The organism is Clostridium nitrophenolicum, assembly GCF_055391695.1.
In genome coordinates this window covers 386690-400950 of sequence record NZ_AP042469.1, presented here as the reverse complement: position 1 = coordinate 400950, position 14261 = coordinate 386690, and the positions used below count along the sequence as shown (strand labels likewise).

Annotated in this window: 11 protein-coding genes and 1 riboswitch; of the genes, 1 reads left to right on the top strand and 10 read right to left on the bottom strand. The window is 34.4% G+C overall.

Annotated elements, in window-relative coordinates:
- Positions 1-97 precede the first annotated feature (97 nt).
- Complete coding sequence (locus ACZ5N4_RS01815; protein WP_464206640.1) at positions 98-1369, bottom strand: M14 family zinc carboxypeptidase; 1272 nt, start codon at positions 1367-1369, stop codon at positions 98-100.
- A gap of 119 nt (positions 1370-1488) precedes the next feature.
- On the bottom strand, positions 1489-1992 hold the full coding sequence (locus tag ACZ5N4_RS01810) for a gamma carbonic anhydrase family protein (protein WP_464206638.1): 504 nt from the start codon (positions 1990-1992) through the stop codon (positions 1489-1491).
- A 394-nt stretch (positions 1993-2386) separates the two neighbouring features.
- Here ACZ5N4_RS01810 and ACZ5N4_RS01805 point away from each other — a divergent pair, with 394 nt between their 5' ends.
- Positions 2387-5428 carry a vitamin B12-dependent ribonucleotide reductase gene (locus ACZ5N4_RS01805; protein ID WP_464206637.1) on the top strand — a complete coding sequence of 1014 codons (3042 nt, stop codon included), beginning with the start codon at positions 2387-2389 and terminating at the stop codon, positions 5426-5428.
- Positions 5429-5601: 173 nt separating this feature from the next.
- On the opposite strand, the gene guaD is transcribed toward ACZ5N4_RS01805, so the two are convergent.
- The 8 genes from guaD to ACZ5N4_RS01765 form a co-directional block, all read right to left on the bottom strand.
- Complete coding sequence (guaD, locus tag ACZ5N4_RS01800; protein WP_464206635.1) at positions 5602-6867, bottom strand: guanine deaminase; 1266 nt, start codon at positions 6865-6867, stop codon at positions 5602-5604.
- Between the two features lie 24 nt (positions 6868-6891).
- Positions 6892-8238, bottom strand: a complete 1347-nt coding sequence (locus ACZ5N4_RS01795; protein WP_464206633.1) for an NCS2 family permease — start codon at positions 8236-8238, stop codon at positions 6892-6894.
- Between the two features lie 197 nt (positions 8239-8435).
- A riboswitch (purine riboswitch) is annotated at positions 8436-8537 on the bottom strand.
- Positions 8538-8604: 67 nt separating this feature from the next.
- The gene (locus ACZ5N4_RS01790; RefSeq protein WP_464206632.1) at positions 8605-9432 is read right to left on the bottom strand and encodes an FAD binding domain-containing protein; all 828 of its coding nucleotides are present in this window, start codon (positions 9430-9432) and stop codon (positions 8605-8607) included.
- Positions 9426-9899, bottom strand: coding sequence for a (2Fe-2S)-binding protein (locus ACZ5N4_RS01785; protein WP_464206631.1), 474 nt, complete (start codon positions 9897-9899; stop codon positions 9426-9428). Before ACZ5N4_RS01785 ends, ACZ5N4_RS01790 begins: the two co-directional genes overlap by 7 nt.
- Before the next feature lie 54 nt (positions 9900-9953).
- A complete protein-coding gene (locus ACZ5N4_RS01780) occupies positions 9954-12071 on the bottom strand; it encodes a xanthine dehydrogenase family protein molybdopterin-binding subunit (RefSeq protein WP_464206629.1) in 2118 nt (705 codons plus the stop codon).
- Positions 12072-12345: 274 nt separating this feature from the next.
- Positions 12346-13248 carry an NTP transferase domain-containing protein gene (locus tag ACZ5N4_RS01775; protein ID WP_464206627.1) on the bottom strand — a complete coding sequence of 301 codons (903 nt, stop codon included), beginning with the start codon at positions 13246-13248 and terminating at the stop codon, positions 12346-12348.
- 253 nt (positions 13249-13501) lie between these two features.
- Complete coding sequence (locus ACZ5N4_RS01770) at positions 13502-13669, bottom strand: hypothetical protein (protein ID WP_464206625.1); 168 nt, start codon at positions 13667-13669, stop codon at positions 13502-13504.
- 348 nt (positions 13670-14017) lie between these two features.
- A complete protein-coding gene (locus tag ACZ5N4_RS01765; protein ID WP_464206624.1) occupies positions 14018-14224 on the bottom strand; it encodes a hypothetical protein in 207 nt (68 codons plus the stop codon).
- Positions 14225-14261: the final 37 nt, after the last annotated feature.

The window sequence follows — 14261 nt, the reverse complement described above, 5'->3', positions numbered from 1 at the left end:
AAAATTTATCCTAAAATCAAATAAAATAAAAAACCTTACATAGCCAAACTTCAGCTATGTAAGGTTATATTTTCAACTAGATAGTTTTTACGTATATTTAAACTACTGATGCTAATATTAGTAACTCTTCATTGTCTCTATATATTTTATCAAACTGAGTTAATGGCAAAGGATTTTTTCCTTTACCTACTTCTATAGTAAATCCAGGCTTTCTGTATTCTTTAATAAACCAATCCTTATACCCTGCGTAAGAAGTTATTCCAGTGGTACTCTCTAAGGAATAACCACTTACTTGTGAAAATAATGTTCCTATCCTTCTAGATTCAGGTGGCGTGATTCCATTATATTGCCAATAAATAACTTCTCCTTGGGAGTGATATGCTAAGACTAACCTAAAGTTATGTGCTCTTGTAAAGTTAACAACAGCCTTAGTTTCTGGCTCTGATTCTGGATAAGGTCCTGAGTATCTAGTAGGACCAGGCCCATATATTCCATAAGATGGCTCTGCTTCTTTTGATAACTCCCAGGATGCATTGTAATTATGATTTAAATCTACACCTCTTATATTAGCTTGCCAATTTTTCGAAAAATCAGTGCTTCCTTTGTTCCATTTTATCAAATCATTATAATAAGGGTTATCTCTACTAAGACCGTTAATGACTAAATCAACTCCATCTGGATTTACCATAGGCATTATAAATATAGTACTTCTGCTCCATATTTCACTTATATCATAACCTTTTATAGTTCTAGCTTCTGTATAAGCTTTAGCCATATTTTCTATGAATTTCATTAGAAGCGGTGCAGTAATCCACTCTAATGCATGATGAGCTCCATTATAAAAGACCTGATTAGGGCCATCACCAAGTCTAACATAGTATAGCTCTCTTCCAAGTACACTATTTCCTGCGGAACCTAATTCTATAAATGGATACCTAGCTTTTAATCCCTGTAAATCACGTTTTAATATATCGTAAGTATAATTAACATTAGTATCAACAACATCAATTCCATAGGGTACTATAATCTTTGATCCAGGTTTTAAATTATAAGGGTCAATTTCTGGATTAGCCACTATTATTTTATAGGGCTGTGTATAATACTTTGATGCAATACTATAAAGTGTATCTCCACTTTTTATAGTGTAAGTATCATAACCAAATATAAATTTTTCCAGTGCATTATAAGTAGCTGGTCCTATGATTCCATCTGAAGTCAAACCATTATCCCTTTGAAAGGCTCTTACCGCTTCTTCTGTCATTCTTCCGTATACACCATCTACCGGCCCAGGGTTATACCCTATTTTCTTTAGGACTGCCTGTATTTTCATTACCTCAGTTCCTCTAGAACCTAATTTTAATATCTCCATACTTATTCACCTAATATTGATTACAATATTATTTTATAATTATACTTTTAATTAGGTGAACAAAAAATTAAAATATCAAGAGGAATAAATATTTTATTCCCCTTGGTATTTTGATAAGTTTATTTATATGCTTCAGATTCTTCTAAATAATGCTCTGCTGCTCCTTTAACATATTCTTTTTCTTCTTCTGTAAGCTCCCTAATGACCTTTACCGGTGAGCCCATGCACAAAACTCCAGAAGGTATTTTTTTATTAGGTGGTACAAGACTTCCTGCACCAATCATTGTTCCTTCTCCTATTTCCGCACCATCTAGTATAATTGATCCCATACCAATTAATGAATGGCTTCCAATTTTACATCCATGCAAAACTACATTATGCCCAACAGTTACGTAATCTCCCACCTCAGTAGGTGTACCACTAATATTTGCATGAACAGTACAGTTGTCCTGGATATTTGAGCCTTTTCCAATATGAATAGTATTACTATCACCTCTAATTACTGCTCCAAACCATACGCTTGCCTTTTCATCTAAAGTTACTTTTCCAATGACTTCAGCACTATCAGCCACAAAACAGCTCTCATGTACTTTAGGAGTTTCATCCTTAAAATTTCTAATCATCTAATCATCTCCTAATCTCTAAAATTTAAATATAGTAAAGTCTTTTTTGAAATTCTCTCTCTATTATATAAATTATAACTAACTTTTCAAATTAGTTAAATGATTAAACAGTATATCCATGGGTAAAATTATATTTAATATATTCTACAAATTAATAAATACTCGCGATTAATAACTATTAACCGTGAAATTTGCTCGATTATGTAAAATTGTTATTGTTGAATTTAATAACTATGTAGTCTATAATAATATCATCACTACATGTAGTGGTTATTTTTTTCTAATACCACTACATGTAGTAAGATTGTATATATATTCCTGTATATTAAGTTTCCATTATATGCAATGTACCTATAAACTATTTATATTAACACATACAAGGAGGTAGCTTGGGTTGAGTTACATAAAAGATTTACTTAAAAGATATTATACAAAGGATTTAGCAAAGGATAGCAGTAAAACAGTTTTCGATTTATTTAAATGGAAAAAAGTCGACGTATTTTTAAAAGATCATAAAACTGGCAAAGTATTAGTTGATATGAAAGACTTAGAGTTTCCTGAGCATTATTCTCAAACAGCTTGCGATATTATAGCTTCAAAGTACTTTAGAAAAGCAGGAATACCTAATGAAATTGGCTATGAAAACAGCATGAAAGCTGTAGCACATAGAATGGTTAACTTCTGGTGTGAAGCACTAAAAGATGAAGGCATTATAAAAACAGATGAAGAGGCTTCTGTCTTTTATGATGAATGTGTCTATGGTCTATTAAATCAGATGTATGCACCTAATTCTCCTCAGTGGTTTAATACAGGTCTGGCACAGTCTTATGGAATAAAGGGAAATAAACAATCAAATTATTACTTTGATGAAAAAGAAGGCAAAGTTGTTGAAAGTCCAGACAACTATTCAAGAACGCAGGCATCTGCTTGCTTTATATTGTCTATTGAAGACAAACTTTTGGGACATCACTCAATCTCTGAACAATATGTTACAGAAACTAAGCTTTTTAAGGGTGGCTCAGGCACAGGCACAAACTTTTCATGTATAAGGGCAAAAGGTGAAAAGCTATCAGGTGGCGGAGTCTCCTCAGGACTTATGAGCTTTTTAAAGGGTTTAGATAGAAATGCTGGAGCTATAAAATCTGGCGGAACTACTAGAAGAGCTGCAAAAATGGTATGTCTTGATATAGATCATCCAGAAATCATGGATTTCATCACCTGGAAGGCAAAAGAAGAGAATAAAGTTAGAGCTCTTGGAAAGATGGATTATGACATAGATATTGATGGCGAAGCATATGAAACAGTTTCAGGTCAAAACAGCAATAATTCTATAAGACTTTCTGATTACTTTATGAAAAAAGTTGATAGTCTGGATAAAGAACCTGATGCAACTATCGAACTTAAGGGCAGAGTGGATTCAAAATTAAATAAAGTGACAAAGGTTTCAGAGCTATGGGAATCATTTAATTTTTCCGCTTGGCAGTGTGCAGATCCTGCACCTCAGTTCAGCGATACCTTTAACGCTTGGCATACATGTCCTGCCGGAGAGGACGGAATTCTAAATGCTGCTTATAACAAAATTAATTCTACAAATCCTTGTGGAGAATATGCATTTTTAGATGACTCCTCCTGTAATTTAGCTTCAATAAATATATATAAATTTTATAATATAAATACAGGTAAATTTGATATAGACGGATATTTACATATAATAGGACTTACACAACTAATACTTGAAGCTTCAATACAATGGGGACAATATCCTACAGAAGATATAGCAAGAAAAACATACATGTTCAGACCAACGGGCTTAGGTATATCTAACATTGCATCGCTTTTTATGGTAATGGGATACCCTTATGATTCCAAAGAAGCTAGAGCCTTAACTTCATCCTTAATTGGTACTTTAACAGGATATTCTTATTATGTATCCTCAATTATGGCAAAGGAAGTAGGCCCTTTTGAAAAATTTGAAATCAATAAGCCTTATATGATGAGAGTTATTAGGAATCACTCTAGAGCTGCTGGAGTAAATTCTAAGCTTTTAGTTAATCAAAATATAAACATAGATTTTTCAAATGAATTTGAAGGATTAAACTATGATCCACTAAAAGTAAATCATGAAATTTTAGAAAAAGAAGGGCTAAAATATATTAGCCATAGTCTTAAAAATGCTTGGGTTAAAGCACTAGACTTCGGGTCAAAATTCGGCTATAGGAATGCACAGGTTTCAGTTATAGCTCCTACTGGTACTATATCTTTTGCTATGGATTGCAGTGCTACATCAATAGAGCCATTCTTTAGCCATATCGTTTATAAAAAGCTTTCTGGCGGTGGATTCTTGACAATAATAAATCCAGTTATAACCACTGCATTAAAAAAGCTTGGATATACTAAGGATCAAATTAGCGATATTTTAGATTATGTAGTACAAAAAGAAACTGTAACAGAGAATGGATTTACCTATGAAAAAATATTAGATGGTAAAATTGAAGGAGCACCTCATCTAAAAGATGAACACCTAGCTATATTTGATACATCTAATCGCTGCGGAAGTGGTGAAAGATATATAGCTCCAATGGGCCATGTACTTATGGTATCCTGCATAACTCCGCTTATATCCGGGGCAATATCAAAAACTGTTAATTTACCTAAGACAGCAACGGTAGATGATTTTAAAAATGTTATTTTATCCTCCTGGAAGTTAGGAGTTAAAGGAATTACGTTATACAGAGATTCCTCAAAAGCATCACAGCCATTAAACACCAGTTTAACTGACACCTCAGATTCAACGCTTGAAAACTTAACTTATAATCAGCTTCTTTCACGAGCTAAAGAACTTCAAAAAGGAGTTAGATATTCAAGACGTGATAAACCTGTAGGGATACGTCGTGGCACTACACATCCAGCTCAAATAGATGATGTTAAAGTATATACTACAGTTAATAGACGTGAAAATGGTGAAATCTCTGAAATATATATAACTACAGATAGAGAAGGAACTATAATTACAGGATTATTAAACTCATTATCTAAATCAATCTCTGTAATGCTTCAATATCATGTACCTCCTCAAGATATAGCAAGAATGCTTAGAGCTCAAAAGTATGAACCCTATGGTTTTGTACAAAAGCATCCTTACATAAAATATGTTACTTCTATATCTGATTTAATAAGTAAAGTAATTGATATTGAGCTTGGTGATTTTTCAAGATGCCAGGTTAAGCCTGAAAATTATGGTGAAGATAGTTTATCTACTAATTTTGAAACGGCTGTAGCTTCATCTGAAACATGTGAAAATAACTTTAAAACAAAAAAAGTAGATGGAGAAAGACTTTATGGTTTTAGCTGTCCAACTTGCGCAAGCACTAGAATGGTTCGAAACGGCACCTGTATGGTTTGTCTTGACTGTGGTTCAACTACAGGGTGCAGCTAAAAGCACCAGCTTGTTCAATAGCTATAAGTAGAAATACAATTATAAGGTCTACTAAGACAATTATGACCTTTACTAAAATTGAATATTTATTTCATTAGCATTCAATTAAATAATATGAAAAATCACTACTTAAAAATTAAGTAGTGATTTTTCATCTATGCTGATATATAACATTACATTGGCTCAGGAAGTAATTTTCCAGCCACGTATCGTTTTATTATGTTTCTGTCATCTCCACAGTATATGAATCTCTGAAGTCGTTCCTCAATGCTCCTAAATTCCCTATCTCCAAGACTTTCATCGTCTATTACGAGGGCATCTAGGGAATATCCCTCCTCGAATGATCCAACCTTGCCGAAGAATTCTCCGCCGCCTTTTGTTCCCATATAGAAGGCTTCTGACATGGTAAGATACTTTTCAACCTTTCCGCTCTCAAGCCACTTCATCTTTGAAGCTTGGACTGCCTGACTCATTACTTTATATATGCCTATCTGGTGACCTGCACCTACATCTGATCCAAGTCCTACCCTAACTCCAGCATCAATAAATTTTCTTACTGGCATTATACCAGATGACAGGTTGTAATTAGCATTTGGACAGTGGGCTGAGAAAACGTTTCTTTTAGCTAGTAGCTTTATTTCGTCTTCTGTGCTATAGACAGTATGTGCCATAATTGTATTTTCATTCAGAAGCCCCATTCCGTCGTATACTTCACCATATGAGTCGAACTCTGGATGGAGCGTTCTCACCCATTCTATCTCGCCATCATTCTCGGAAAGATGGCTCTGTATTTTAAGATTATACTTCTCAAAAAGCTTTGCTAGTCCTTTCATGAGTTTTTCTGAGCATGATGGAACGAATCTTGGTGTTATTATGGGCTTTACGAGATCATATTTGTCCTTTGTCGTCAATATCCACTCTTCAGTAGACGCCAGCGACTCTTCAGTAGACTCTACATAAAAGTCCGGCGAATTTCTATCCATATTGACCTTTCCAACATAAGCCCCAATCCCCGCTCTATCAAAGATGTCCATTAGAATCTCAGTTCCTCTTCTGTGAATCGTGGAGAAAAGGACGACGCGAGTCGTTCCATTTCGCCACAGCTCCTTGGCAAGATTTGTGTAAAGCCTCTTAGCGTATTCATCATTACTATATTTTGCTTCCTCTGGAAAAGTGTATTTCTCAAGCCATTGAAGCAACTCCTCATCGAGGCCAAGACCGATGTTCTGAAACTGAGGAGCATGAAAGTGCATGTCGACGAAACCAGGAATTATTAGTGACTTGCCAAAATCATCAACCTCTATCCCCTTCAAATCATCGGGAATTTCTTTGAATATTCCGTAAACTGTTCCACCCGACTCTACAAGATAACTGTTTTTATGGACTTCGAACCTTTCAGCTGAAGCAGTAAAAATTATGTTTCCCTTAAGCGCTTTCATAGTTATCCCCCCATTTATTGCACCTTACGCTATTGCCAAGTGCACTATAAATATAATTGCAAGTACATACATAATAGGATTTATTTCTTTATATTTTCCTGTAGCAAGTTTAAGAACTGTATAAGATATAAATCCAAATGCCATTCCCTCAACAATACTAAAAGTTAAAGGCATCATTATGATTGTTAAAAATGCTGGAAGACCATCAGTAAATTCCTTAAAGTTGATATTAACGATATCGGCAATCATAAGGAATCCTAAAATCATCAAAACTGGAGCTGTAGCTGCTCCTGGAACAAGAGCAGTAAGTGGAGTTAAGAATAAAGCACAAAGGAATAAAACTCCAGTTGTTACAGCTGTTAATCCAGTTCTACCACCTTCAGCAACACCAGATGCACTTTCAAGATAAGTTGTAACTGTGCATGCACCAAGTATTCCTCCTGCCATTGCAGCAAATGAACCTGCAATAAGTCCTTTATTAATACCTGGTAGATTTCCGTTTTCATCTAAAAGACCTGCTTTACCCGAAACCGCAATGATGGTTCCTATATTATCGAAAAGGTCTACAATTGTTATCGTAAAGATTATTGAAAAAAGTCCATATTTTACAGCTGCCATAATATCAAGATGACCAAATGTATCTGCTGGAAGTGGCGGAATGAAGGAAATGAAGTCGTGTATACCTGTAGGTACCTTTGCTACACCCATGAACATTCCGATAATAGTAGTTGCAACTATTCCAATCAGAAAAGCACCTTTAACATTCTTTGCCATAAGAATACATGTTATTATTAAACCAATTATAGCTAACATAGTTGCAGGAGCTTGTAAGTTGCCAAGTCCTACAATATTACTTTTGTTTGTAACAATTAGCCCTGCATTTTTGAAACCAATAAAAGAAATAAATAAACCTATACCTACTCCAATTGCTGATTTGAGACCCTTAGGAATAGCTTCTATAATCGATTTTGTTACATTTGTTACAGCTAGTATTAGAAATACAACACCAGATATAAATACCGCACCTAGGGCAGTCTGCCAGTTAAGACCCATACTACCGCACATTACAAAGGCAAATACAGCTCCTAGGCCTAGTCCTGGAGCCATAGCCAATGGAAGATTTGCATAAATTCCAATGAGCAAAGTAGCAACTGCCGTTGATATTATAGTTGCAGCAGTAGCGCTTCCTTTTGGTACACCTGCCACAGATAGAAATTGCCCCGGAATAACAAAGATAATATAAGACATTGCAATGAACGTGGTCAGGCCTGCCAATATCTCTGTTTTAATATTAGTTTTTCTTTCTGATAGATGAAAATACTTGTCTAACAAGCTTGTATTATTCTTAGGTTTTAATTCCGCAACTGACATATATTTGCCCCCCTGAATTTAATATAATCCCATTTTTGATATTTTATTGAACAAAAAGATAAACTCTAAACTATACCGACCTACCTCCTTTCTCATGGATAATTAGCTCATGTGTAATCATCTCGACTTTTGTAAGTGTATAAAAAACGGGTCGCCAAACCAAAAAAGACTACAGAGTAATTAAAGCTAAATTCAACATAGCTTCAGATTACTCTTGTAGTCGGATAGTTTACGGCAATCCGGTAGAGACTATTAGACCAAATTTCTAATGATATACAAGGTAATATTTACATGTTTTATTTATTTTGTAATTTTACATATACCAATAAATCGCTACTTGGAATGCAACTTCTCAAACAGTTTTTATTAAACCCCATTTTTCTCTAAAAAATCTTTTAAAAGGTTCATACATACAGTCTTTCTATATTCTTTTGAAACCCTTCCAGCACTAGGACTTATTGCATTATTATAGGCATTGAGGTAATCCTCCTTTAAGCTTTTTGCTTCAGCGATGGTCTTTCCTATCAGCATCTCATCTATCTCTGGATGTCTGACTATAATAGGTTCTACTGCTCCAAATGTCGTTGCAACATGCTTAATTAATCCATTTTCTTCCTGGAAAAGTCCTGCAAAGCCCATTCTAGAGATTGCTAGTGCATTTCTAGCTCCTATCTTCTTATAGTAATAGTTATTAAGATATTTTTTTGGAATTAAAATTTCAATTATAAGTTCTCCTTCTCTCAAGTCAAGCTGTTTTCTATCTTTATAAAAATCTTTAACATAAATAGTTCTCTCGGAATCAGCGCTCTTTAGTATCATAAGTGAGTCTGTTGCGAATAATATAAGAACTGAGTCAGCCTTAGCAGATCCGTTTCCAATATTTCCGCCTATTGTTCCGAAATTTCTTATAGCTGGACCTGCCAAATGTGACATTGCATCCTTTAAAATCTGTGGTGTAATATCAGATTCCTCTATATCAGTGAATGTAGCTTCTGCGCCTATTCTGACGTAATCAGAGTCTTCTGTTATCTGCTTTAATCCAGGTATTTTGTGTAAAAACAGATAGGTTGACTCTCTTTTTTCATCAATCATTAGGTCCGTTCCACCACCGTAAGGCTTTACTTTTTCCTCTTTCATTATTAATAATGCTTCTGCAACGGTTTCTGGTACATAGCCATTATTTAACTTTACCATAGTCCTTCACCTTCTTTCGCTGCTATTTCTATAGCTTTAACTATAGCATTATATCCTGTACAACGGCATAGGTTTCCAGAAATTCCACGTCTTATCTCAGGTTCCGTTGGATGTGGATTTTTTTCGAGAATACACTCTGTTGCAAGTATCATGCCTGGTATACAGAATCCACATTGTACTGCCGAAACCTCTCCGTAAGCCTTTTCTATTACTTTGAACTTTTCAGTCTTACTAAAGCCTTCTATGGTCATAATCTCACTTCCATGAACTCTTCCCATTGCAAACATACAAGAATTAGCAAGCCTTCCATCGATTATAACAGAGCAGGCTCCACACTCCCCCTCCTTACAACCGCACTTTACTCCCATAAGTTTGTAAGTATCTCTTAATACATCTAATAGCCGATCTGATGCATTTCCTTTATACTGGACATTTTCTCCATTTAGCTTGAATTCAATATATTTCATGAGTATACCTCCTTATTTATTTCAACGAAGCCTTAAACTTAGTCTTTTTACTATCTATTCTGCTTTGAATGATATTGCTTTTAAAGTATCTTCTACTGTGAATGGAATGTGATCAACATTCTTTCCTAAAGCCTGTTCTAAAGCTGCTATATATGCTGGTGCAGTACCTACATTCGGAAGTTCTCCTGCTCCCTTTGCTCCATAAGGTCCATCTGGATACTCAGCAACATACATTTTAACTTTAAGATTTTGCACATCCATAGCAGTTGGTATGATGTAGTTACTAAAGCTGTTATTTCTTATGCGTCCCTTACTATCATGATCCATATATTCCATTGATGAATAACCTATCCCTTGAAGCATTCCACCTTCCATTTGTCCATGAAGTATATTCAAGTCAATAGGAGTTCCTACATCAAAAGATCCATAAGCTCCCAGAACATTATGCTGACCTGTAAGCATATCAATCTCTAACTCTATTACTTGTACTGACCACGCATAAGTTGGATATGCATCTCCACGGAAGTTATTAATTGAGAATGGTATAAGATACTCTGGGTGCTTATAGCGCTCCTCAACGATTTGATCTTCTCCATCCTTCCATTCCTCTTTGAGTTTAATAGAAGCACGTCTTACAAGTTCTCCAACTACCATAAGTGACCTGGATGCAACTGTTGGACCAGAATCTGGAACTCTATCAGTATCTGGGTTACTATAGATTATCTGATCATATGGAATTCCTAGCTCTTTGCCTGCAATCTTTGCAAGAGTTGTTTTTATTCCTTGTCCCATATCAGTATTTGCCGCAAGAATTTCTACTGTTCCATCCTTGTATTTTTTAAGTTTAAGTACTGCTTTTATTAAGTCCCTTTCTCCAGAGCCTGTGAATCCACAGCCATGAAGTGATAGTGATGCTCCTATTCCTCTTCTAAATCTTCCTGTCTGCGGCTTATCATAAAGTTCTCTTTTTCTCTTATAGTCAGAAAGCTTATCCGCTTCTTCTATCATCTCATTAAGCGGTACATGGAAGTGGAACTTACCTAAAGTTGCTGTAGGATCTCCTTGCCTAACCATGTGTTTCTTTTTAAATTCTAAAGTATTTCTTCCTTCGCCTTTTGCTACATGCTCCATGAAAAGCTCTATGCCAAAGAACACTTGTGGTGCTCCAAAGCCTCTGAAAGCTCCTTTAGGGACTGTATTTGTTTTGTTTGCTTTACCGTGAACTCTAAGATTCTCTATGTTATAAACTCCAGTAGCACATATTGTTCCACGCTGTAATACTACCATTGAAAGTGTTGAATACGCACCTCCATCATATATTAAGTCAATGTCTATTGCTGTAACTTTTCCATCTTTAACAGCTGCCTTATATCTTCCAGTTAAAGGGTGCCTTTTACTAGTTACAGTAATATCTTCTCTTCTATCAAAAATAACTCTTACTGGTTTTTTAGCCTTCATACTTGCCACAGCAGCTTGACATGCTAATATGGATGGAAAATCCTCCTTACCTCCGAAGCCTCCTCCTGTAGTGTCAGCTTTAACCTGAATCTTATCCTTTTCAAGCCCTGTTACCTCATGCAATTCTCCATAAACATAATATGGACACTGCATAGATCCTCTAACAGTCATCTTACCGTCATGATAGTCTGCAATTATACCATTAGTTTCAAGATAAATCTGCTCATTATAGCCTGTACTCAAAACTTCATCGTAGATTTTGTCCGCATCTTTAAAAGCTGCATCTACATCACCTTTTCCGTGTTGATATTCATAGAAAGCAACATCCGATTTAGTAGCATCCATTATAGCTGGAAGTTCGTCGTAAGCAATTACTATTTTTGAAACGATTTCTTCTACCTTATGTTCTTCTGATCCTACTACCATTAAAATAGGATCTCCAATATACTCTACTGTACCTACAGCAAATACTGGCATGTCCTTTAGTCCTATACCAACTATATTTTCACCAGGCACATCATCTTTATCAACTATCATGTATCCATCTGGTAGTTCTGGCAGTTTAATATTCTTTATTTTAGCATGAGCAACTGTGGCTCTTAAAAACTTGCCATGAAGAACTCCATCTGTAGGAAGATCTGCCACATATATGGCCGCACCTGATATCTTTTCTTCATGATCCTTTTTAAGAACTGAATTTCCTATATTATTCATAATATCCTCCTTAAAATCACCAAGGTTTTTTAAAATACATTTATATAATTTTTCTTAAATTTCTTTCTTTATCTTAAAATTCAAAATAACGTTTCCTAACTTTTTAATAAAATCATGTGATATCGTTACCATTGGCTTTTGAGTTAGATTATATGACAGAATTTTCTCACTTTCAAATTCTTTCTGAAAAGTATTTGCAAGTTAATAACAAAAAATCCGATGCTTAAAATTAACACTTTATGCATCGGATTTTATATCATAGGAGTTTTTTGTCTTAAAAATATTTTTCAAATTGTTCATCAGTATACTGCCTTACAGCACTAAAGAATCGATCATAATTCTCCATAAACTTTTTACCCTTATCGCTAAGTCGTGTTCTCCCTTCTCTTGCGCCTCCCTGCCTTCTTAAAACTATTTCATACCCAAGATTTTCTTCAAGTTCGTTAATCATATCCCAAGCTTTACTTAAAGATAAAGCCATTCTTTTGCAAGCGCCATTGACAGAATGATCCTCGTCTATAAGCCTGAGAAGAAGCCTTAATCTAGAATCAAAGAAAACCTTTTCTTTCCTTATATTTACGGTTAAAACAGGCTGGAACAAACTATCATTGTGCGATGTTAGGAGTCTTTCCAATTCATTTTCATCATGAACTGAGTATATAACTCCTCTATCATCCACATTGAGCCAAGTTATATCAACACCAAAAGAACGAATAGCTCCCCTCAATCCATTATCACCATTATAGGAAAGAATTTCAGGAATATATAAACTGTCAATAAGTACAGGATGTCCACTATGCATATTATATGATGGAATAACAATCTCACCCTTTGTTTCAATCATTTTTCTCACTGTCTTATAACTAAACATAGGTACATTTACAGGTGTTAATATCACTCTTTTGCACTTTCCTTCAAGATATTTAAGTCCAATCTTGTAGGAATCAATAAGTGGAGGATTCTCATAATTCTTGTTTATAATAAAAATAGCGTCATCTCGCGCAAGATTTGACTTTACCTCTGGCTCTTCAAAACCCGTAACTATCACAATTGGCCATATCCTAGCTTTTTTATATGTAAGCACTATTCTTTGAATTAAGGAAATTGAACCTACTTTTTTCGTTGGGTGAGATATATATTTGTTGGCAGCAGCAATGATTGCTCCGACTTCTCTCACAATATCACCTCGTTAAAATATTTTTTATATTTTTTATATTCTACCCTTTTATAAAAAATTTTTCAAATTTATAATAAATTACTCTTTCTTTAGATCACCATATATCTGTACATTATAATTTCAGCTTTCTTATAATTCAATTTTATCTTTTTATAAAAGAAATATTATTTAAATCAAAGAATACTTTCTCAATTCACCATTTGAAGTAAGTTACATGTCCACATTATAGCATAAATTCTCGTATTTGGAAGATTTAAAAATAAAGAAAAAATATACCTACTTTTTTCAAACTTAGTGTAAAAAGTTCTCTCGGATTATCTTTATAATAAGCAATTCTTATTTGATCTCCTACGGAAGCATTCATAGAAACTTGAATTATACTTGAAGATACATACTCTTTTCCATGCATCACATTCCACATATCAATCACAGTTTCGTCATGAAAAAAGGTCCGAGAATACTCAGACCAATCAAACTAATATAAAGATTTTTGGGATACACCAAAGTTATACTTCTATTGCTATTATTTAAAATAAAAAAACAGCTAACTTTCCTTATGAGGCTTCTTTTTATTTTTAGGTTTATCCTCTTTTTTATTACATATATTATTTTACATCTGCCATTCTCCATGCAGTTTTATCCAGCATGTGCTCTCCTACAGATGTTGTAGCGTTTATAAACATATGATTAAATTCTCCTAAGTTTTTACCTGGAATAATGATGTGTATGAATTTTCCTGATATCGAATGATTTGATCCCTCTATATTTGTTATCGAAATACTTGAATTATTTTATTTCTCTCTTCAGGCTTTATCTCATTATCATTTCTCATATTTTTTATACTCTTGAAATTTGGGTATTCGCCTAAAAGCTCATTTTTTCTCTCAAAAGCGGTTATAAGCGGCTTTAATGCCCTAAATTGAGTTTTATAATTTTGAATAGCTTGAGCTTTTTCTTCTATATCATTGCTATTCATATCTAGAGCATACCAATTAGTACCTATACCTATTAGT